General features: G+C 61.4%; 23 protein-coding genes and 1 tRNA gene. 18 read left to right on the top strand and 6 right to left on the bottom strand.

Annotation, left to right across the window (positions count from 1 at the left end; all coding sequences use genetic code 11):
* Window positions 1-79: 79 nt before the first annotated feature.
* Window positions 80-331: a GIY-YIG nuclease family protein gene (locus NKH01_RS21655; protein WP_023721031.1), complete on the bottom strand. Its 252-nt coding sequence runs from the start codon at window positions 329-331 to the stop codon at window positions 80-82.
* Between the two features lie 94 nt (window positions 332-425).
* A tRNA-Ser gene (locus NKH01_RS21650) sits at window positions 426-516 on the bottom strand.
* A 449-nt stretch (window positions 517-965) separates the two neighbouring features.
* Between NKH01_RS21650 and NKH01_RS21645 the strand changes: the two genes are divergently transcribed.
* Window positions 966-2123 (top strand): porin, encoded by a 1158-nt coding sequence (locus NKH01_RS21645; RefSeq protein ID WP_353022293.1) that lies wholly within the window; start codon window positions 966-968, stop codon window positions 2121-2123.
* A gap of 206 nt (window positions 2124-2329) precedes the next feature.
* On the opposite strand, the gene NKH01_RS21640 is transcribed toward NKH01_RS21645, so the two are convergent.
* Entirely contained in the window at window positions 2330-3982 is a 1653-nt protein-coding gene (locus NKH01_RS21640; RefSeq protein ID WP_353022291.1) for a tetratricopeptide repeat-containing sulfotransferase family protein, read from the bottom strand.
* 120 nt (window positions 3983-4102) lie between these two features.
* On the opposite strand from NKH01_RS21640, the gene NKH01_RS21635 reads away from it, so the two are divergent.
* Window positions 4103-5209 (top strand): pyridoxal phosphate-dependent aminotransferase, encoded by a 1107-nt coding sequence (locus tag NKH01_RS21635; RefSeq protein WP_353022289.1) that lies wholly within the window; start codon window positions 4103-4105, stop codon window positions 5207-5209.
* 45 nt (window positions 5210-5254) lie between these two features.
* On the opposite strand, the gene NKH01_RS21630 is transcribed toward NKH01_RS21635, so the two are convergent.
* Window positions 5255-5761 (bottom strand): MarR family winged helix-turn-helix transcriptional regulator, encoded by a 507-nt coding sequence (locus NKH01_RS21630; RefSeq protein ID WP_353022288.1) that lies wholly within the window; start codon window positions 5759-5761, stop codon window positions 5255-5257.
* A gap of 198 nt (window positions 5762-5959) precedes the next feature.
* Here NKH01_RS21630 and NKH01_RS21625 point away from each other — a divergent pair, with 198 nt between their 5' ends.
* From NKH01_RS21625 to NKH01_RS21575, 11 genes are all read left to right on the top strand, one after another.
* Window positions 5960-6238: an acylphosphatase gene (locus NKH01_RS21625; protein WP_353022286.1), complete on the top strand. Its 279-nt coding sequence runs from the start codon at window positions 5960-5962 to the stop codon at window positions 6236-6238.
* A gap of 147 nt (window positions 6239-6385) precedes the next feature.
* Window positions 6386-7048 (top strand): TetR/AcrR family transcriptional regulator, encoded by a 663-nt coding sequence (locus tag NKH01_RS21620; protein WP_352814791.1) that lies wholly within the window; start codon window positions 6386-6388, stop codon window positions 7046-7048.
* Between the two features lie 48 nt (window positions 7049-7096).
* Window positions 7097-8260: an isovaleryl-CoA dehydrogenase gene (locus NKH01_RS21615; RefSeq protein ID WP_352494839.1), complete on the top strand. Its 1164-nt coding sequence runs from the start codon at window positions 7097-7099 to the stop codon at window positions 8258-8260.
* A gap of 82 nt (window positions 8261-8342) precedes the next feature.
* The gene (locus tag NKH01_RS21610) at window positions 8343-8735 is read left to right on the top strand and encodes an AbrB/MazE/SpoVT family DNA-binding domain-containing protein (RefSeq protein ID WP_023718356.1); all 393 of its coding nucleotides are present in this window, start codon (window positions 8343-8345) and stop codon (window positions 8733-8735) included.
* The gene (locus tag NKH01_RS21605; RefSeq protein ID WP_353022283.1) at window positions 8732-9115 is read left to right on the top strand and encodes a type II toxin-antitoxin system VapC family toxin; all 384 of its coding nucleotides are present in this window, start codon (window positions 8732-8734) and stop codon (window positions 9113-9115) included. Before NKH01_RS21610 ends, NKH01_RS21605 begins: the two co-directional genes overlap by 4 nt.
* A 4-nt stretch (window positions 9116-9119) precedes the next feature.
* Complete coding sequence (locus NKH01_RS21600) at window positions 9120-10727, top strand: carboxyl transferase domain-containing protein (protein WP_353022281.1); 1608 nt, start codon at window positions 9120-9122, stop codon at window positions 10725-10727.
* 1 nt (window position 10728) lies between these two features.
* Entirely contained in the window at window positions 10729-11259 is a 531-nt protein-coding gene (locus NKH01_RS21595; protein ID WP_353022279.1) for an O-acetyl-ADP-ribose deacetylase, read from the top strand.
* A gap of 119 nt (window positions 11260-11378) precedes the next feature.
* Window positions 11379-11753, top strand: coding sequence for a hypothetical protein (locus NKH01_RS21590; RefSeq protein ID WP_353022277.1), 375 nt, complete (start codon window positions 11379-11381; stop codon window positions 11751-11753).
* 45 nt (window positions 11754-11798) lie between these two features.
* A complete protein-coding gene (locus NKH01_RS21585) occupies window positions 11799-12167 on the top strand; it encodes a hypothetical protein (RefSeq protein ID WP_353022275.1) in 369 nt (122 codons plus the stop codon).
* A 36-nt stretch (window positions 12168-12203) separates the two neighbouring features.
* On the top strand, window positions 12204-12578 hold the full coding sequence (locus NKH01_RS21580; RefSeq protein WP_023718362.1) for a hypothetical protein: 375 nt from the start codon (window positions 12204-12206) through the stop codon (window positions 12576-12578).
* Window positions 12579-13104: 526 nt separating this feature from the next.
* Window positions 13105-15093 carry an acetyl/propionyl/methylcrotonyl-CoA carboxylase subunit alpha gene (locus NKH01_RS21575; RefSeq protein WP_353022273.1) on the top strand — a complete coding sequence of 663 codons (1989 nt, stop codon included), beginning with the start codon at window positions 13105-13107 and terminating at the stop codon, window positions 15091-15093.
* A gap of 98 nt (window positions 15094-15191) precedes the next feature.
* Here NKH01_RS21575 and NKH01_RS21570 read toward each other — a convergent pair whose 3' ends face one another.
* Both NKH01_RS21570 and NKH01_RS21565 read right to left on the bottom strand, forming a co-directional pair.
* Window positions 15192-16313: a branched-chain amino acid ABC transporter substrate-binding protein gene (locus NKH01_RS21570; protein ID WP_023718365.1), complete on the bottom strand. Its 1122-nt coding sequence runs from the start codon at window positions 16311-16313 to the stop codon at window positions 15192-15194.
* 376 nt (window positions 16314-16689) lie between these two features.
* Entirely contained in the window at window positions 16690-16956 is a 267-nt protein-coding gene (locus tag NKH01_RS21565) for an SEL1-like repeat protein (protein WP_010915070.1), read from the bottom strand.
* A gap of 458 nt (window positions 16957-17414) precedes the next feature.
* Between NKH01_RS21565 and NKH01_RS21560 the strand changes: the two genes are divergently transcribed.
* From NKH01_RS21560 to NKH01_RS21540, 5 genes are all read left to right on the top strand, one after another.
* Window positions 17415-17759: a DUF2147 domain-containing protein gene (locus tag NKH01_RS21560; protein ID WP_352856748.1), complete on the top strand. Its 345-nt coding sequence runs from the start codon at window positions 17415-17417 to the stop codon at window positions 17757-17759.
* A gap of 208 nt (window positions 17760-17967) precedes the next feature.
* Window positions 17968-18120 (top strand): hypothetical protein, encoded by a 153-nt coding sequence (locus NKH01_RS21555; RefSeq protein WP_023718367.1) that lies wholly within the window; start codon window positions 17968-17970, stop codon window positions 18118-18120.
* A gap of 31 nt (window positions 18121-18151) precedes the next feature.
* The gene (locus NKH01_RS21550) at window positions 18152-18346 is read left to right on the top strand and encodes a hypothetical protein (protein ID WP_023718368.1); all 195 of its coding nucleotides are present in this window, start codon (window positions 18152-18154) and stop codon (window positions 18344-18346) included.
* Between the two features lie 83 nt (window positions 18347-18429).
* Window positions 18430-19932, top strand: coding sequence for an AMP nucleosidase (locus NKH01_RS21545; RefSeq protein ID WP_352549000.1), 1503 nt, complete (start codon window positions 18430-18432; stop codon window positions 19930-19932).
* Window positions 19933-20011: 79 nt separating this feature from the next.
* The gene (locus NKH01_RS21540; RefSeq protein ID WP_353022270.1) at window positions 20012-21049 is read left to right on the top strand and encodes an endonuclease/exonuclease/phosphatase family protein; all 1038 of its coding nucleotides are present in this window, start codon (window positions 20012-20014) and stop codon (window positions 21047-21049) included.
* Window positions 21050-21052: the final 3 nt, after the last annotated feature.

The following is a 21052-nucleotide window of genomic DNA, read 5'->3' as shown; positions in this document are numbered from 1 at the left end:
ATCGAGGGCGGAGGTCGGCAAAAAGCAGCTCGTTCGGCTGTTTTTATTTATATTTTCAAATAGATAAGTCCTAAGGCCGTCAGTGAGGCCCTGTCCGCCAAAAACGCTTACTGGCGAAGGCCTTGCCTGAACCGGTCTTGAAATATCGCTCGAGTTGCCGTGCGTTGGCCTCGGTTTCAACCCCGATGTAGGACTTCAAAGTTACAGGCAGATAGGCCTTGGTCGAAGTCACATAGCCTGATCGATGCGATTCGAAGCGGCGCCGAAGGTCGTTGGTCGACCCGACGTAGACATCGCCGTTACGAAGTTGCAGGAAATAGACGTACCACATAGTCCCCCTACGCTACTTCGTAGCTTCGGGCGACACCCTACGCCCAAAATGCGGTTCCGGGTGGCCTGCCACCCGAAGCCCGCAGGGCGTAGGGTGGCGGAGAGGATGGGATTCGAACCCACGAGAAGCTTTTGACCTCTACTCCCTTAGCAGGGGAGCGCCTTCGACCACTCGGCCACCTCTCCGTAGCGCCGGTGGATAAAGAAAAGCGCCGGCACAATCAACAAGCTGGCGCTATTATCCTTGAAAAATCGACCCTTCGCCAAAGCGCCGCCCAGCGATGTGGCGATTCTGCGGCAATTCCCTGGTTCGCGACTCGGGCCATGGTCACACTTCGGGCCGACCATCGCCGGAATCCGCCGTTTGCAACGGCTTGCGAATGGCTGTTGGTTAACGGGAGCTTTCGGAGTGAGGCCAAATCGTGTCATTTGTGCAACAACGCCGGGGTATAGCGCCAACACAAACCTTTTGCCGGTATGATCGTGGTTGAACGCCGCCGTCTCATGGGTAATGTCGGGTTTGAAGGAGCGGCGCGGTGCGCATCTTTTTCGGTAGTGGGGATGGGGCAGGGAACGCTGTCCTTCAGCAAAGAATACCCAGACCCGTTTTTTAACTTTTGACTGGAGGTCAGAAAATGAACATCAAGAGCCTTCTTCTCGGCTCCGCTGCGGCACTGGTCGCAGTTTCCGGTGCGCGCGCCGCCGACGCCGTCGTCGTCGCCGAGCCGGAACCCGCTGAATACGTCAAGATCTGCGACGTCTACGGCGCTGGCTACTTCTACATCCCCGGCACCGAAACCTGCCTGCGCATCGGCGGCTATGTCCGCTATGACATCGGCATCGGCGACGTTGGCTCATTCGACGGTGCAAAGACTACCGATCAGCAGGACGGCGACTCGCAAGATACCTACTACAAGCACGCCCGCTTTACGCTGAAGACCTGGACCGGCCAGGAGACCGAGCTCGGCACCTTGAAGACCTACACCGAGACCCGTTTCAACTGGGGTAACCGCAATAATTACCTTGATGACAACTACAATGGCATCGACGGCACGGGGGTTTCACTGAACTTCGCCTGGGTCCAGCTCGGTGGCCTGCGCGTCGGTAAGGACGAATCGGCCTTCGATACGTTCATCGGCTACGCCGGCAATGTCATCCAAGATACGCTGGTTCCTTACGGCGGCTTCGACACCAATGTCGTCCAGTATTATTTCGATGCAGGCAACGGCTTCTCGGCCGTGGCTTCATTGGAAACCGGTTCGGGCAGTGCCGATGCGGATCCTGGCGAGTTCCAAGACAGCAACAGCGGCAATGATTCCATCGACAGCTATGTTCCGTATGTCGTCGGCGGTCTCAAATACACGCAGGGCTGGGGCTCGATCACCGGCGTCGCCGCCTACGACAGCACCTGGGAAGAGTGGGCCGGCAAGGTTCGCGTCGACGTTACGCCGATACAGAACCTAACACTGTTCCTCATGGCTGGTTACGGTTCGGACGACAACATCGACCGCAACTTCTACAAGCAGTGGGGCGGCAACTGGGCAGTCTGGGGCGGTGGCACCTACACCATCAACGAGAAGACCTCGTTCAATCTCCAGGCATCGGTTGACGACGACAAGAACTACGGCGTCGCTGCGAACGTCGCCTACGATATCGTTCCCGGTTTCACGATCACGGCTGAAGTCGATTGGGCCCACGACGGTCAGTTTGAAAAAGACTTCGATCGCAACTGGACCAATGCCGACGACAAGGACAGCATTGGCGGCATGCTCCGCTTCCAGCGCTCGTTCTAACAAACCGAGTCTGATTGAGATCGAACCCGGCGGGCCAACCGCCGGGTTTTTCGTTTCGGGCGACGCAGCTAACAACTCTCGATGCATGAATGCAGGCTGCTAAACGGGCAAGCGTTCGCTCGATCTGAAAGGCTGGCCTACAGGATCAACCGACCTGGGACAGCAAGTCACGGTCGACTGCGGCCCATCGAGCGCGCCCTACTTGCTCAAAGTTCGGCCAGGTCGCCCAAAGCATCAATCAGTGGCTGGATCTTGTTCTCATAATTTTTCCAGCGCTTGATGGACGAATTGTAAATCGGTTGCCGAACCTGCCAGCGACTGAGCGTGTTGACCGAACCGTCATTCTCGAAGAATCGCAGGCAGGCATCGTCCCAGGGCAATCCAAGATGATCGATGAGACGGCGAGATTGTACCTCCTGATCCGCAATCAGCGTCTCGTAGCGACTTTCGAAGATGCGTCCGGGAAAAACCTTGTCCCAATGCCGCATCAGGCGATCATATTCACGGTAGTATAGCCCGAGCGTCTCAAGGTCGGCGTTGTAGCTGTGTCCCTTGGTGAACTTCAAAACGAAGCAGGAGACGCAATTGTCGATGGCATCGCGGCGGCAATGAATGATGCGCGCGTTGGGAAAGAGAATTCCGATGAGGCCGATAAGCTCGAAATTATGAGGCATCTTGTCGACAATGCGTAGCGCGGCCGGCGCCCATTGCCGGAGGTATGACAGGTATTCTTCGGCCAGTGCCTTCGACTGATTAGCGGTCATTGCGATCATCGATCTGCGCAAGGTCTCGGCCGCCTGCGTCGTGAAACCAATTGCTTTTGCGATCCGCCGCAGCTTCGTAAGCTCCCCGGCGCCATGAACATCCGGATGGCTCGCGCAGATTTGCTCGGTCAGCGTCGTCCCCGACCGGGGCATGCCCAGCACAAACACAGGCACTTCGGACGGACTGCCGTGGCCGGCCTTGGCTTCCAGCAGTGACGGGCTGAATATCTCGATCATGCAATCGACGTAGCGGCGGAAGGACTCCAGGTCGAAACCACGGCCAGCGGCCTTTTTCGCCCTCTTGAAGTGATCCATTGCCTCTTCATAGCGTTGAAGATCGTTCAGCACTTTGCCTGCGGCGTGATGGAGTTGCGACGCAACATCCGGGTCGAGCCTGGGATTGGAGAGTTCGCGCAGGATAGAGTCGAGCTCTGCAGGCTTCTCAGCGAACTTACGCGTGTTGACCAGGCTATCGTAGGCCTCCCCAATATCGAGGCGACGTTCGATTGCCTGCTTCAGATAGGCTCTGGCTTCGTCCATGCGACCGAGGCTGGTGAGCGCACCAGCCAGACCAATCCGGACCATGGGATGGTCGCCGTTGATCTTTAGCGCCTTCTCGTAAAGGGGCAAAGCCATCTCGGCCTTGTCGAAGTTGACGTAGGCACGCGCTAGTCCGCAAAGCGCTTCCACCAGATCGGGCTTCAATTCGCAGGCGCGCTGCAGGTGCCTGATCGCAAGCAAGCTGTCGCCAAGCTTCAGGCAGGCCTCTCCCAGGCTAAGGTGGAAATACGGATTCTGAGGCGTCTGGCTTACTGCTCGTGCAAAATATTTGAGAGCCAACTCATCGTCGACACCGAGCCCCAACGTGCCGAGGATGTAGAGCGAAAGCGGGTGGTTGGGCGTGCGGGCGAGAACGCGATGGCACAACTCCTCGGCCTCTGGAAGCCGCTCGGCTTGCTGGAGTTCGAGCGCCTGTCGCAGCAGCATGTCGTCGGCTTGCACACGCGACGGCGGTTTCGCCTTCGGCGGTTCCACTTTCGGCGCCGGGCGGGACTTTATGTGTTTGGACCAAGCGGGCGGCAGTCGGTTGCTCATCATGTCTGGCTAGCAAAATGATCCGGGAGAATCCAGCCTGACGTGCCCGCCCGCCGCAGAACTTGCGCAGGCCCAGCCGGCAGGCTAGCAAGAAGGCTCCTTTTCGAACGAGCCTTTGCTATGCGCCCTCCCCTTACGCCGCTTATCGACGCGCTTCCCTCTACGGTGCCGTTTGTCGGCCCGGAGGCGCAGGAGCGTGGTCGCGGCCGCGCCTTTCGCGCTCGCATCGGCGCCAATGAGAGCAGCTTTGGCCCTTCGCCGCGTGTCGTTGCCCGCATGGCCGAGATTGCCGCCGACATGTGGATGTATTGCGACCCCGATAATCACGATTTGAAGGTAGCAGTAGCCAGGCATCTCGATGTCGGCGCCGAAAACGTCGTCGTCGGCGAAGGCATAGATGGGCTGCTCAGCCTGGTGGCGCGCATGTATGTGGCGCCCGGCGACGCGGTGGTGACGTCGCGCGGCGCCTATCCGACCTTCAACTTTCATGTCGCCGGCGTCGGCGGCCGGTTGGTCGCGGTGCCTTACGAGAACGATCGGGAAAACCTCGACGGCCTGTTGGCGGCCGTGGCCAAGGAAAAGGCGCCGCTGGTCTACCTGTCCAATCCGGACAATCCGATGGGCAGCTGGTGGGAAGCGACCGAGCTCGGCCGCTTCATCGAGGCCTTGCCGGAGACCACCATGCTGGTGCTCGACGAGGCGTATGGCGAATTAGGGCCAGCCTCAGCGCTGCCGCCGATTGATATCGCGCGGCCGAACGTCATCCGCATGCGCACCTTCTCCAAGGCCTATGGGCTGGCCGGCATACGCTGCGGCTACGCGGTGGCCGAAGCCCAGGTGATTCGCGACTTTGAGAAGATACGCAACCATTACGGCGTCAGCCGCATGGCGCAGATCGCCGGCGTCGAGGCGCTTGCCGATCAGGCCTGGCTGGAGAGCGTGGTGGCGCGGGTCGCCGCCGGCCGCCGGCGCATCGCCGGAATAGCCGAGGCGAACGGGCTGAAGCCGCTGGCTTCGGCGACCAATTTCGTCACCATCGACTGCGGCCGCGACGGCGCTTTCGCGCTGAAGGTGCTGCAGGCGCTGTTGTCGCGCGACGTGTTCATCCGCAAGCCGATGGTGCCAGTGCTCGACCGCTGCATCCGGGTCAGCGTCGGCCTCGATCACGAGCTCGACATTTTTGCCGAGGAACTGCCGGGCGCACTGGCGGCAGCGCGGGGGAATTGAGGCGCCAAAAGGGGCGACGGAGCACCACGACCTCCAGTACCGCCGCTACTTCTCCCCACCATCAAGCAGGCGCATGACCCGTTTCAAGGCGTCCGATAATTCGGCAGCCGCGTCATCGGCGAGGCTGGCCGTCAGCCGGGCGAGATCGCGATCCGTCGCAGCCTGAAGCCTGGCGAGTTCCGCACTTCCGCGAGCGGTTAGCGACAGGATGCGTCTGCGCCGATCGGCTGGGTCAGTGCGTATCTCGGTCAGGCCAGCGGCAGCGAATCTCCTCAGGACGCGCGTGACGTAGGCCGGATCGAGCCGGAGTTCGGCGGCGATTTCGGAGGCTGCCGGTCCGAGATCGAGGTGGAACGCCCGTGCCAGAAACCCAGCCTCACCGCCGCTATTGGCGGCAGCGCGGAATCGGTCGCCCAATTCGAACAGCAGCCGCGCCTCGCCCAGCGTATAGGCGCTGTGCGTCAAGGTCAGGTCGAGCAGCCCGATCAGGCGCGTGTAGAAGCGATTGAAGCAACGTATCTCCGCGACAAGGGCATTCCGATCGGCCGGCATGTGGACCTCCTTCGGGCTGATCGCTCCTAAGGACCATGATGATCTATTATTTGACTTAGTCAATCATTCGATGGAGACGCCGCCTATCTCGCACGTGAAGCTGGCGGATAGCGATCGGCAGAGAGACCTTCGATGCACGTTGCCTGGTTGAATTTGCACAGCGATGCGCCAGACTCGACTCAGAAGATGGAGAGCGCGATGGCCGACCGGACGGTGCAGGTACGCATATACGGCAAGGTGCAGGGCGTCAGCTATCGGGTCTGGGCGCGGCGCGAGGCGTCTGGACTTGGCCTTGCCGGTTGGGTGCGCAACGAAGTTGACGGCTCGGTGACAGCCTCGATTGCAGGTGCCGATGCGGCGGTCTCGACAATAATCGAACGTCTCTGGCAAGGGCCGCCAGGGGCAGCAGTTTCGAACGTCGATGTCGAGGAGATCGAGGCGCGCCACATGTCCGCGGGTTTCAGGATCGTTGCCTAGCAAGGCATGATCCTGCTCATTCGCTTCCATCGCACAAAATCTCTAGGGTGCAGATAGAGCAAACCTGAAGCCATTGCCCTGACCGAACCTCGGATCCTTGAATTAATTGAACGTTTGTTTTATTGTTCGCGAAAAGGCGAGCTTATCATGGCGCGTACGACCGGCTCCGACGGCGAGAAGACCGAAGCTGCGGCCCGCGAGGCGGCGGTCAGCCTGATTGCGCGTCTCGGCTACGAGGCGATGTCGATGCGCCAGCTGGCGGCCGAGGTCGGCGTCCAGGCAGCGGCGCTTTACCGCTACTTCCCGACCAAGCAGGACCTTCTGTTCACGCTGATGCGCGAGCATATGGAAGGCTTGATCGAGGCGTGGCGCGCAACACGCCCTGTCGGCGCCGATCCGGCAGCGCGGCTCGCCGCCTATGTCGAAAACCACATCGCTTTCCACGTCGAACGCCGCCATTCCACCCATGTCTCGAACATGGAGCTGCGCAGCCTGTCGCACGAAAGACTCACGCAGATCCTGCGCATGCGCACCGCTTACGAGAAGGAGCTGCGCGCCATTCTGCGCGACGGCGTCGAAGCGGGCTTGTTCAGCGTCGAGGACACCGGGCTCACCGCCATGGCGCTGATCCAGATGATGACCGGCGTCATCGTGTGGTTCCGGCCGGGCGAACGGCTGTCGATCGCCGAAGTCACCGCTACATATCTAGCAATGACAATGCGCCTTGTTGGAGCAAAGAGCGATGGCGCGAGGACGAGCCACGGCACCGTGCGTCCATTCGAGCGCGCAAAGGACGCTGTAGCACTTTGATTTCGCGCATGATCCCGATTTTCGCGGTCGTGCGCCGGGAGGAACGGCATGTACACGCAGACGCTCAACTTCGGGCTTGACGAAGACATCGAGGCGCTGCGCGATCTGGTGCGGCGCTTCGCCCAGGAGAAAATCGCGCCGATAGCCGCCGAGATCGACCGCTCGAACGAATTCCCGGCACATCTGTGGGTGGAGCTCGGCGGGCTCGGCCTGCTCGGCATCACCGCCGATCCCGATTTCGGCGGCAGCGGCATGGGCTACCTCGCCCATGTCGTGGCGATGGAGGAGATTTCGCGCGCCTCGGCCTCGGTCGGCCTCTCTTACGGCGCCCATTCCAACCTGTGCGTCAATCAGATCAACCGCTGGGCGACGCAGGCACAGAAAGAAAAATATCTACCTTCGCTCTGCAGCGGCGAAAAGGTCGGGGCACTGGCGATGTCGGAATCGGGTGCCGGCTCAGATGTCGTGTCGCTGCGCCTGCGCGCCGAAAAGCGCAATGATCGCTACGTGCTCAACGGCACCAAAATGTGGATCACCAACGGGCCGGATGCCGAGACGCTGGTCGTCTACGCCAAGACCGATCCGGAACTCAATTCGCGCGGCATCACCGCTTTCATCGTCGAAAAGGCCTTTGCCGGTTTTTCGGTGGCGCAAAAGCTCGACAAGCTCGGCATGCGCGGCTCGAACACCGGCGAGCTGGTGTTCGACAATGTCGAAGTGCCGTTCGACAATGTGCTGCACGAGGAAGGGCGCGGCGTCGAGGTGCTGATGTCAGGCCTCGACTACGAACGCGCCGTGCTTGCCGGCGGGCCGATCGGGCTGATGGCTGCGTGCCTCGACGTGGCGATCCCTTACGTGCACGAACGCAAGCAGTTCGGCCAGCCGATCGGCGAGTTCCAGCTGGTGCAAGGCAAGCTCGCCGACATGTATGCGACGATGAATGCGGCGCGTGCTTACGTCTATGCCGTAGCCGCCGCCTGCGATCGCGGTGAGACGACGCGCAAGGACGCCGCCGGGTGCGTGCTGTTCGCCGCCGAAAAGGCGACGCTGATGGCGCTCGACGCCATCCAGCTTTTGGGCGGCAACGGCTACATCAACGATTACCCTACCGGCCGGCTGCTGCGCGACGCCAAGCTCTACGAGATCGGCGCCGGCACCAGCGAAATCCGTCGCTGGCTGATCGGACGGGAAATCATGGCGGAGGGCGCCTAATGGCATTCTTTTGAGATTTGCCAGAAGCCGCACGATATGGCATACTTCCGGACATATGCCATAAATACAAGCGAGACGGACCATGGCGGGCAGAACGGGAAAGTCCGGATTTGACGAAGATCCGCAAGCACAGTTCGATGCTGGCGCTCGCAAAACGCGGCTTCGGGTTCCGGCGAAACGCGAGCGCGTCAAGCTTGGCGAGGGCGGGCGCTTCGTCATCCCTGCTGCGATGCGCGAGGAGATGGGCGTGAAGCCTGGCGAGGACATGATCCTTCATGTCGAAAACGGCGAACTGCGGGTAAGATCGTGGCTGCAGAATTTGCGACGCGTTCAGGCCGAATTGTCGGCGCTGAAACAGCCCGGTGAAAGCGTCGTCGACGAATTTCTGAAGGAGCGGCGGGAAGAGCAGCGTCGAAGCGACAAGCGTCTCGACCGGCTTCACGCCGAAGGGACGACGGGAAAGCGGGTGAAATGAAGCCATACGTCATGGACAGCTCGGCGGCGCTCGCAATCCTGCTCAACGAGCAAGGCACCGAGAATGCTTTGGGGTTCGCGCCGGATGCACAATGCAGCTCGGTCAATGCGGCCGAGATCATTGCCAAGCTGATCGACAAGGGACGCAGCTTGGAACAGGCTGCCGACGACCTCGGCAGTCTCGGCATGCCGATCGCCGTTTTCGACGAAGCGATGGGCATCGCCGCCGGGCAGCTTCGCCAACTGACGCGGCATCGCGGCTTGTCGCTGGGCGATCGGGCCTGCCTGGCGCTGGCGATTCGCGAGAACGCCATTGCCGTCACCGCCGATCGCGACTGGGGCGACCTGGATGTCGGCTGCAAGATCGAGCTGATCCGGTAGCGCCATGGCCCCCCTCACCTCGCAGATCTCGCCCGTCTCCGATATTTTCCGCGCCAATGCCGAGCGCATGCGGGCGCTGGTCGCCGATATTGCGGAAAAGGCTGCTACGGTCGAACGCGGCGGCTCGGAGGAAGCGCGTGAGCGGCATGTTTCGCGCGGCAAGCTCCTGCCGCGGCAACGTCTTGCCCAATTGCTCGATACCGGCTCGCCCTTCCTCGAAATCGGTCAGTTCGCGGCGTGGTCGATGTATGGCGAGGACATCTCCTCGGCCGGCCTCATCGCCGGCATCGGCCGCGTCGAAGGCACCGAAGTCATGGTCGTCGTCAATGACGCCACGGTGAAGGGCGGCACCTATTATCCACTGACGGTGAAGAAGCATCTGCGTGCACAGGAGATCGCATTGCAGAACAATCTGCCTTGCGTCTATCTGGTCGACAGCGGCGGCGCCAATCTGCCCAATCAGGACGAGGTGTTTCCCGACCGCGATCATTTCGGCCGCATCTTCTACAACCAGGCCAACATGTCGGCCGCCGGCATTCCGCAGATCGCCTGCGTCATGGGTTCATGCACGGCCGGCGGCGCCTATGTGCCTGCGATGTCGGACGAGACAATCATGGTGCGCAACCAGGCGACCATCTTTCTCGGCGGGCCGCCGCTGGTGAAGGCGGCCACCGGCGAGGACGTCACCGCCGAGGACCTCGGTGGTGCCGACGTGCACACAAGGCTTTCCGGCGTTGCCGATCACTATGCGCTCGACGACGAGCATGCGCTGGCAATATGCCGGCGTATCGTCAAAAACCTGAATCGGAACAAGACTGTAAGCCTGGCCCTGAAGAAATCGATCCCACCGCTTCACGATCCACATGAACTCTACGGCATCGTACCGACGGATCTGCGCCAGCCTTACGACGTGCGCGAGGTGATCGCCCGCATCGTCGACGGCTCCGAGTTCGATGAGTTCAAGCAGAATTACGGCACCACGCTGGTCACCGGTTTTGCCCATCTCAACGGCATGCCGGTCGGCATCGTCGCCAACAATGGCGTGCTGTTTTCGGAAAGCGCGCTGAAGGGCGCGCACTTCATCGAACTGTGCTGCCAGCGCAAGATCCCGCTGGTCTTCCTGCAAAACATCACCGGTTTCATGGTCGGGCGAAAATACGAGGCCGGCGGCATCGCCAAGGATGGCGCCAAGCTGGTCATGGCGGTCGCAACGGCCAAGGTGCCGAAGGTGACCGTGATCATCGGCGGCTCGTTCGGCGCCGGCAATTACGGTATGTGCGGACGCGCCTATTCGCCACGCTTCCTGTGGATGTGGCCGAATGCCCGCATCTCGGTGATGGGCGGCGAACAGGCAGCAACGGTGCTGGCCGTCGTCAAGCGCGAAGGCATCGAGCGCAAGGGTGGCGAGTGGAGCGCCGAAGAGGAAGCAAAATTCAAGAAGCCGATCCTGATGAAGTACGAGCATGAAGGTCACCCGCTCTATTCGTCGGCAAGGCTCTGGGACGACGGCATCATCGATCCGGCGAAGACCCGCGAGGTGCTGGCGCTAAGCCTGTCGGCCGCGCTGAACGCCGGGATCGAGGAGACCCGGTTCGGCGTGTTCAGGATGTGAGATGAGCGAAATCGGCCAGAGGATTCGCGTTCACACCGGCGACATCACGAAGCTGGCGGTCGATGCAATCGTCAACGCCGCCAACACCTCGCTTCTCGGCGGCGGCGGCGTGGACGGCGCCATCCACCGGGCGGCCGGCCCCGAGCTTGAGTTCGAATGCCGGATGCTGAATGGCTGCAAGGTTGGCGAGGCAAAACTCACCAAGGGCTACAGGCTGCCGGCACGCTACATCATCCACACGGTCGGACCGGTCTGGCAAGGCGGCAGCAAAGGAGAAGCCGAGCTGCTCGCCTCCTGCTATCGCCGGTCACTCGAAATCGCCGCCGCAAAGGACTGCCGGACGGTGGCGTTTCCAGCGATCTCGACCGGTGTCTACCGCTATCCTAAGGATCAGGCGACGCAAATTGCTGTCGGTACCGTGAGTGCCTTCATCGGCCAGAACATCGTTCCGGAAACTGTCATTTTCTGCTGCTTCGACGAGCCGACGGCCGAACTGTATCAGCGGGTCGTTGCTGCACTCGGCAGGGTGTGACCCTGCGCGGGCGACGAACCCGTCCACACCTCCAGACCAATTTTTTTGCTTCTTCATCTGGCCAGCCGAAAGAATCACGGCTATTGGTCATCTCAAATACCAATGGGGATTGGGCGAAGATGAAACGGCGGCTTTTCAAGGAAACAACTGCGTCTATACTTGCGGGGTTGCTTATATTAGCGACGCCTGGCGCCAGTGCAGCGGCGTCGCTTGCTGGGAAAGTCGGCGACAAGCGTTCCTTCGTGTATCTCCCTCAGCAAGGCTCGGAAGGCAATTGCAGGCAGGCCTACAACGCCTATGTGGCTGCGGCCGGTCATTCCGCCTACGCATCGACCATCACCGGAGCAAGGGTCCTGTATTTCGTCTGCGGCGTGCACATTAACGCACCGTCCCAGAAGGCTGCCGAAGCGCTCGCGCTTAAGTCATGCGAAGCCGGTCGCAAGAAGTTCAAAGTGGACATGGTCGGCGGCTGCGGCGTAGTCGCTTCCAAGTAGCTTTCGGCATCAAAGGGCCGGATAGCAATGGGGGATAGGACGAAGATGAGACTTCAGCTTTTTCAGAAAACAACTGTATCCATATTTGCCGGGTTGCTCGTGTTGGGGGCGCCCGGCATCGGAGCAGCGGAGTCGCTGGCGGGACGCAAGGGCGACAGCCGCTATCCCGTCTATTTCGCACCTGGCTCGACGGGAGGCTGTCAGAAGGCATACAGGGCCTATGTGGCGACCGGCAGCCATTCCGCTTATGCGTCGACTCCATTCAATTGGGCGACCGAGTTCATGATTTGCGCGCGTGCAAATGCAACGTCGCAAAAGGCTGCAGAGGCGCAGGCGCTGAAATCCTGCCAGTCAGCCAAGAAGAGCTACAAGGTCACAACCGCGGGAGCTTGCAGCATCGCTGCCTCCAAGTAGGAGATGCTGTTGGCGTTCGCTCTTCCAGGGGAAAAAATGACACCGAGACACGTCAAAAGTACAATCGCTTCGATACTTGCCGGCTTTCTTGTATTCACGGCACCTGGCATAGGAACGGCGGAATCGCTGGCGGGAAGCAAGGGCGAGACCCGTTTCTACCCCTATTTGCCGAAGAATCCGAAGGATCCATGCACCATGGCTTACAAGGCCTATGTAGCGGCCGGCGGCCATTCGGCCTATGCAAGCACTCCGTATTCCCGGGTGCGTTCGCTGTACATCATCTGCGGCTCGCGCTTGAATGCACCGTCACAGCAAGCTGCCGAAGAGTTGGCGTTAAAATCCTGTCAGGCCACCCGCAACAGTTATAAGGTTACGACAGGCGGAGGCTGCGAAATAGCCGCCTCCAAATAGCTGAATATCTGCCAGTCTCGGGTTTTTCAAATGGGTTGGGCAATGAAATCTTTATCCATCAGGCGAGCAACCATATTGGTACTTGCACTGTTCGTGGCCTCTGCACCGAATGTTGGCGCTGCCGAATCGCTAGCTGGAAGCAAGGGCGACGTCCGTTTCTACCCGTATTTGCCGGCAACCGCGGATCGGCCGTGTACCAAGGCATATAAGGCGTATGTGGCGGCCAGCGGCCATTCAGCCTATGCGACCACTCCGTATTCCAGAGTGCGTTCGTTGTACATCATGTGCGGCTCGCGCTTGAATGCGCCCTCGCAAAAGGCTGCCGAGGATATGGCTATGAAATCCTGCCAGGCCACCCGCAGCCATTACAAGGTCACGACCGGTGGAGCTTGCGAAATCGCGGCCTCCAAGTAGGCAGGCCTCGCTTGCCTATCCTTTGACGGCCAGATTACAAAGCGGGGTATTGCCGCAGCTCGCGTGAAGAGAATTCGCGCCGTTGGCGGCGAGCTCTGCCTGTGGAGGCCCGATGTTCGCCAAGATCCTGATCGCCAACCGTGGCGAGATCGCCTGCCGGGTGATCCGCACGGCACGCAGGATGGGTGTGCGCAGCGTCGCCGTCTATTCTGACGCCGACGCTCGCGCCTTGCATGTCGAGACGGCGGACGAGGCGGTGCATATCGGTCCCTCGCCTGCCGGCGAAAGCTATCTGCGGGGTAACAAGATCATCGCGGCGGCCTTGGCCACGGGTGCCGAGGCCATTCATCCGGGCTACGGCTTTCTCTCGGAAAATCCCGACTTCGTCGACCAGGTGGTCGCGGCGGGGCTGATCTTCATCGGGCCGTCGGCGGCCTCGATCCGCGCCATGGGATTGAAGGACGCGGCCAAGCGGCTGATAGAAAAGGCCGGCGTGCCGGTGGTGCCGGGCTATCATGGCGAGGCGCAGGAGATCGTGTTGCTCGCCTCCAAGGCGCGCGAGATCGGCTACCCCGTATTGATCAAGGCGCGCGCCGGTGGCGGCGGCAAGGGCATGCGGCGCGTCGAGCATCCCGATGATTTTTCGGAAGCACTGTCTGGCGCGCGGCGCGAGGCGAAGGCCGCCTTCGGTGACGACCGCGTTTTGGTGGAAAAATATGTCGACAAGCCGCGCCACATCGAAGTGCAGATATTCGGCGACAGTTTCGGCAATGTCGTGCACCTCTACGAGCGCGACTGCTCGGCGCAACGCCGCCACCAGAAGGTGATCGAGGAGGCGCCTGCCCCCGGCATGACGCCGGCGTTGCGCAAGGCGATGACCGAGGCGGCGGTGAAGGCCGCCAAGGCAATCCACTATTCCGGCGCCGGCACCATCGAGTTCATTGTCGATGCCTCGCAAGGTCTGAAGGCCGACCGTTTCTGGTTCATGGAAATGAACACCCGCCTGCAGGTCGAGCACCCGGTCACCGAAATGGTCACCGGCATCGACCTGGTCGAGTGGCAGTTGCGGGTGGCCTCCGGCGAAAAACTGCCGAAGACGCAGAGCGAGGTCGCGCTCTCCGGCCACGCCTTCGAGGCGCGCATCTATGCCGAGGACGCAGCAAGAGGGTTTTTGCCGGCGACCGGCACCTTGCACCATTTAAAATTTCCGCAACCGGCGCCCGAAGGTGCGAGCATGCGCATCGAAACCGGTGTGCGCGCCGGCGATGCGATCTCGCCGTTTTACGATCCGATGATCGCCAAGCTGGTCATCCATGGCAAGGACAGGCGGACGGCGCTCACGGCACTCGGCGCGGCGCTGTCGCAGACCGAAATCGCCGGCTCGACGGTCAACACCGCCTTTCTTGCCGCGCTGGCCGCTGATGCGGATTTTGCGGCGGGCGATGTCGATACCGACCTGATCGCCAGGCATCAGCAGGCGCTGACGGCGGTTCCGCCGCCGAGCGGTGAGACGATTGCCGCTGCGGCACTTGCCGCGTCTGGTGCGGGCGACTTGCCGTCCTCCGACGATCCCTGGTCGTCACTGGCCGGCTATGCGCATTTCCACGCGGTGGCGCGGCGCACGCTGCTGAGATTTGGCGAGCAGGGGATCGTCGCGCGCGTATCGGTGCGGCCGGACGGGCGGTTCGAGGTGGCGCTGGATGCCCCCTATGACAGCGCCAATTCGCATGATCTCCGCGCCGCGCCTCGCCTCGCCCGCTGGCCGGGCCACGTCACGGTCTTCGAAGGCGCCATCGGCTACGGTTTTGCCGTGCCGGATCCGCTGGCGCGGGCCGACGAAGCCGCAGCCGCTTCCGGCAGCCTGCGCGCGCCAATGCCGGGACTGGTCAAATTGGTTCGTGCTGGCAAAGGCGAGGCCGTGATCAAGGGGCAGCCGCTGCTGATCCTGGAGGCGATGAAGATGGAGCACACCATTGCCGCCCCCCATGACGGGGTAATCGCCGAAATCGCTGCCGAAGGCGCGCAGGTCACCGACGGAACCGTGCTGGTTCGCTTTGCCGAGGAACCACAGCTGACTGCTGTTTCCCTATCCACGAAGTGATCTCGAACGCGTCACAAAGGCATCGCCAAGAACAACGTGGCCGGGTTTGACCCCGGCCATGTTCGATTACACCAGCGCAGCTTGCGGCGCCGCGGCCATTACGGCTGGATCGGGGCGTATTTGCCGTCGTGCCACTGGTTGATGTCGTAGCTGGCGTTCTTGAGGTCGCCTTTCTCGTCGAAGGTGACCGGACCGACAACCGTGCTGATCGGCTGGCCGTTCTTCAACGCTTCAGCGACCTTGGCCGGGTCGTCGCTGCCGGCGCGCTTGATGCCTTCGGCGAAGGCCTGGATCACCGCATAGGAAAACAGCGTGAAGCCCTCCGGCACGAAGCCTCCGGCCTTGATTTTGGCGATGGCTTCCCTGGCTTCGGGCTTCGCCTGCGGATCCGATGGGAAGACGAACATGGTGCCTTCACCGGCCGGACCGGCAACCTGCCAGAATTCCGGCGAAGCGATCGAGTCCGGCATGATCAGCTGGAACTTGAGGTTCTGCTCCGCCGACTGGCGCAGGATGAGGCCCGCTTCGGGATGATAGCCGCCGAAATAGACGACATCAGCTTTCAGCTCCTTGAGCTTGGTAACAAGCGCGGAGTAGTCCTTCTCGCCAGCGTTGATGCCCTCGTAGAGGATCTCCTTGAGACCGTTCTGGTTCATCGTTGCCTTGACGGCATCGGCCACACCCTGCCCATAGGCGCTCTTGTCGTGCATGATGACGACGTTCTTGCCGGCATATTTCTTGGCGATCCATGGACCGATGAAAGCGCCCTGCGCATCGTCGCGCGTATAGAGGCGCATGATCGTCGGCCAGCCGGCCTTCGCCGCTGCGTCGGTCAGCACCGGGTTCGAGGAAGCCGGACTCATCATCAGCGCACCGGCTTCGGCGTAGACAGCGGAGGCCGGGATGCTGGAGCCCGAGCAGGCATGGCCATCGATGAACTTGACACCATTGGCGATGATGCGGTTCGCGACCGAAACTGCCTGCTTCGGATCGCACTGGTCGTCCTCGATGTCGAGCTTGATCTGGCGGCCGTCGACGCCGCCCGCCGCGTTGATCGCGTCGGTGGCGGCTTGCGCGCCCTGCTTGAACTGGTCGCCGATGGTGGCAAGCTGACCGGTCATCGGTCCGACCACCGAAAAGGTGATGTCGTCGGCGAAGGCGACCGGCGCGGTCATCATCAGGCCAAATATGGCGGCGCTCAAAATACTGAATTTCTTCATGGTGACACAACTCCTCCACTCTCGCGCGACCGTCCCGGCCGCGCCTCTTCCAGAGTGGCGGGAGAATTTCATCCTTCACCGGAGCTGTCTAGGCGCATCGTCGGCACTCGATTGGGCCTGCAACACGCGGTCCCAAAGACAAAGCCGCGCCAGCCTTGTTCCGGCCGGTCGCGGCTTTTGTCATGAGCTTCCCAACGCAGCCGCGCCAGGACCCGCTCGCCTTCCCTGTCTATTGCTCAGCCGCTGCCGTGTTCTTGATCTTCTTGGCCCAGCCGTCTTGCGCGGCCTTGATTTTTCGGGCCCCGCCATCTGCGCGGCTTTGACCCGAAGCGTCCCTGTCGTGAACTCAGTACCCGTGAAGTCGACGTTGACGAATTCAGTGCATCGTCATCCATTCGCGGGCTTCGCGGAGCGCCTTGGCGATCTCAACCTTCGACATGGCGGCCGACAATTCAGAGCGCAGTTCCGCTGCGCGCGCCGAACCCTTGATCGCGGCGATATTGAACCATTTGTGGGCGGCGACGACATCGGTCTCGCAATCGCGGCCGGTCGCATACATCATGCCCAACTCGAAAAGAATATCGGCCTGGGCAGTTGCCCCCATGGCGCCGAAGCCGGCTTCAAGCATTTCAAAACGTGCCATTTCAATCCCCTGTTCTGGCTCCCGAGAGCTGTCTCCGTCTGTCCCTCGGTGTCCTTGACTACCTTCGGGGGCGGCCGCTCTTTCGATGCTTTCGAGAATGCCGCGGAGGCTTGAATCCGTCGTTAAATGGCGTGCTTAATTTGAGGAAAACAAAGCTAAAACAAGAGGTAAACGCGAAAATTCGTTAAGGATACAAAGCCAGCAATCGCGCCGGTTCGCACAAAATTTGAAGAAAACTTGCGAGGCACGGATCAAGACTCCGCTAACCACGGAAGATAAAGACGTGTGCGGCCCGTTTCATTTTTCACCGGCGCGGCCGTTCGGGAGCGGGCAAAAACCCGCAACCCTTCCCTCGCGGCACCGCTTTTGTTTTTCCGGGAGCTGGACTAGCTTACGTTTGCGTAAGGGGCAGACAGCCGGGACGGAGCCCGATTGGACTTGCCTGAGGGAGGAGAGACATGTTTCGACAAGTGAGCCTGGCCCTCGCGGCCGCAATAATGATGACCGGCGCGGCATGGGCCGATCCGATCGAAGGCAATTGGAAAACGCAAGCCGGATCGACTGCCGCCATTTCGGGTGGCGGCGGGGCATTTTCGATTACGCTCAAATCCGGCAAATTTGCCGGCAAGAACATCGGTTCACTGAGGGTGGCCGGCGACAACAAATATGCCGGCACGATAACCGACCCGGAAACCGACAAGACCTATTCGGGCAAGGCGTCGCTTTCCGGCAGTTCGCTCAAGATGAGCGGCTGCGTGCTCGGCGGGCTGATCTGCAAGAGCCAGACCTGGCATAAGCTCTGATCGAGCCATTCCTGCCGGGATGAGCGGGGCCAGTTGGCCCCGTTTTCATGTTATCGGTCTCGCAGCCACGGCGTCGCCATCGGTCGCTGCTTTCAAGGCGGCCCGTCCAGAGATCATCAACCATTTTGAACCCCAGATGAACGCCGGCATCAGAGCTGGTTCAGCCGGGGCAAGGCATTGTCATGCGTGTTGAAGGAGACACCGCGCAATGCTTGCCCGCCGCTTCACCATCGTCTGCCTGCTGATGAGCCTGTTCGGCATGTTGTTCGCTGTCCTTGTCGCCGAAGCCGGCCGTCCGGCCCGCGCCTGGGATGTCGCCATCTCCTGCCGGCTCGGTTGCCCGAACCAGCTTCGCCACTGAACCCGACAGCGAGAATCTAGAAAACCACGCCATGACCCACCTCACCGCCAACTTCCTCAAGACCCTTCGGCTTCTGCCGCGGACGGCGCTCATCCTGATGCTTCTGGCGGCCCCGGTCCTGGCCGTGCCGACGATGCGCGCCGATGCCGGTTCGACCATCGAGGCGCCTGCGCTGAGGAAGTCCGGCGTCGGCTTTGTGCTGCTGGTCAGCCTGCGGCGCGGTTAAATCGCTGGAAAGAAAACGCCAACAGGCGTTCTGAGATCGCCTTACCCCCTCCCAACTGCGCGCCCAACTCTCTATATTGGGTCATGGAAAAGCGAATCTATCCCCAAGCCATTGAATCGGTCGTCACGCCGGAGCCGTTTGGCCGACAGAGCTTCAACGACGCCAGGAAGGCGGTCGCCGCCCTGCAGGTGCTTTACGACCGCAATACCAAGTTCCTGCGCGATTCATTTGCCGCGCTCGCCGCGGGCGGCGACAACAACAAACGCTACCGGGCCTTCTATCCGGAGATCGGCGTCACCACGAGTTCGTTCACCCAGATCGACTCGCGGCAGGCCTATGGCCACATGCCGACGCCGGGGCATTTCTCGACCACCGTCACCCAGCCTGCCCTTTTCGAAAGCTATCTCACCGAACAGCTTCGGCTGATCATGCGCAACCACGGCGTTCCGGTCACGGTTTCGGAATCGACCACTCCCATCCCGCTGCATTTCGCCTTTCTCGAAGGCACGCATGTCGACGGCACTGCTGCCGAGCGCATTAAACGGCCGATCCGTGACCTGTTCGACGTGCCGGATCTCGACGGCACCGACGACCAGATCGCCAACGGCACGTTCGAAGTGGCGTTGGGCGAGGCACGGCCGCTGGCACCGTTCACCGCGCAACGGATCGACTATTCGCTGCATCGGATGTCGCATTATACGGCGACCAGTCCCCAGCATTTCCAGAACTTCGTGCTGTTCACCAACTACCAGTTCTACATCGACGAATTCGTCGCCCGTGCACGCGATTTGATGGCCAATGGCGGTGACGGATACGTGGAGTTCGTCGAGCCGGGCAATATCGTGACCAAAGTCGGGGACAGCGCGCCCGGTGAGGGTGCCGCGCCGCCTCGCCTGCCGCAGATGCCGGCCTATCATCTGAAGAAGCCGAACCATGGCGGCATCACCATGGTCAATATTGGCGTTGGCCCTTCCAACGCCAAGACGATCACCGACCATATCGCGGTGCTCCGGCCGCATGCCTGGGTGATGCTCGGCCATTGCGCCGGTCTGCGCAACACGCAGGCGCTGGGGGATTATGTGCTGGCGCATGCGTATGTACGGGAAGACCATGTCCTCGATGACGACCTTCCGGTCTGGGTGCCGATTCCGCCGTTGGCTGAAATCCAGGTGGCGCTGCAGGAAGCGGTCGCTGAGGTCACCGGGCTTTCCGGCTACGACCTCAAGCGCATCATGCGCACCGGCACCGTCGCCACCATCGACAACCGCAACTGGGAACTCCGCGACCAGCGCGGGCCGGTGCAGCGGCTGTCGCAGTCGCGGGCGATCGCGCTCGACATGGAATCGGCGACGATCGCCGCCAACGGCTTCCGCTTCCGCGTGCCCTATGGCACGCTGCTTTGCGTCTCCGACAAGCCCCTGCATGGCGAATTGAAGCTGCCCGGCATGGCGACCGAATTCTACAAGCGGCAAGTGGCGCAGCATTTGACCATCGGCATCAGGGCGATGGAGAAGCTGGCCGAAATGCCGATGGAGCGGCTGCATTCGCGCAAGCTCAGGAGCTTTTCGGAAACTGCCTTCCAGTAGCTGCCGATCGCATGTGTCGGTCCACGGCAGGACGTTTCGTCATCTTGATTGAGCCGCATTTCTGCCGATAGACAAAGCGATGGCACGTGTTCGAGACATGACGGTTGCACTGGCGTTCGTCGCAATGCTTGCACTCTCGGTCGCGCTGGTGGCCGGGTTCTTCGGATCGCTGCATCCGGCCTTCGATTCTTTTGCTCATTTCCGCGTTCATTTTGCCTTCTTGATGGCGCTTTGCGCGCTGCCGCTGCTCGCCACCTCGTTTCGCCTGCAGGCCGCCGCCGGATTGCTGTTTGCGGTGGCCGCCTTTGCCACCACGTCGAATGCCTTGCCGCTTTCGCGGCTATGGCAGGTGCAGGCCGCCTACGACGCCAGGCCCGGCGGCGAGGCGGTCTACCGCCTGCTGCAGATGAACCTCAGGTTCAACAATCCAACGCCTGAGAAGGTGCTGTCGCTGATCGGCCGGACCCAGCCTGATGTGATCACCCTCGATGAGGTGTCCGAAATGTGGAAGGCAAAGCTTGGGCTGCTGTCCGGCGCTTATCCCTACCGGATCCTCTGCCCGTATCCCAATGGCGTGTTCGGCGTTGCGCTGCTGTCCAGACGACCGTTTGCCGCGGGCACAGAGCCGCACTGCGACAGCCGCGGCGCGATGGCAATCGCTACGGTCGATTTCGGCGGAACCGACGTCGATGTCGCCGCCATCCACCTCACCTGGCCATGGCCGCACAACCAATCACGGCAGATTGACGGACTGTCGAACGAAATCGTCTCGCTTGGCGAGACGTCGATCCTGGCGGGCGACTGCAACGCAGCGCCATGGAGCGCCGCTGTCCGGCGCGTCGCATCGCTTGGCAAGCTGACTGTAATGCCATCGGCCGGGCCGACCTGGCTCTACAGAAAGCTGCCGGATTTCCTGCGCTTCGCCGGACTGCCGATCGACCAGGTTTTCAGCAAGGGCGCTATCGCCATCCGTTCGGCGTCGACCCTTGGGGACACCGGCTCAGACCATCTGCCGGTGCTGGTGGAATTTTCGCTGCGCTCGGGTGGACAAGAGCCGCTCGACGAGCACCAGACGGCGACCGCATTTGCGGCGCTGCCTGGCGGGGCCCGAAGCTGAAAA

The organism is Mesorhizobium sp. M1403, assembly GCF_040317695.1.
In the GTDB taxonomy this organism is placed as follows: domain Bacteria; phylum Pseudomonadota; class Alphaproteobacteria; order Rhizobiales; family Rhizobiaceae; genus Mesorhizobium.
Note: the sequence above shows the minus strand (reverse complement) of the source record. Positions and strands in the feature narration are given on the sequence as shown.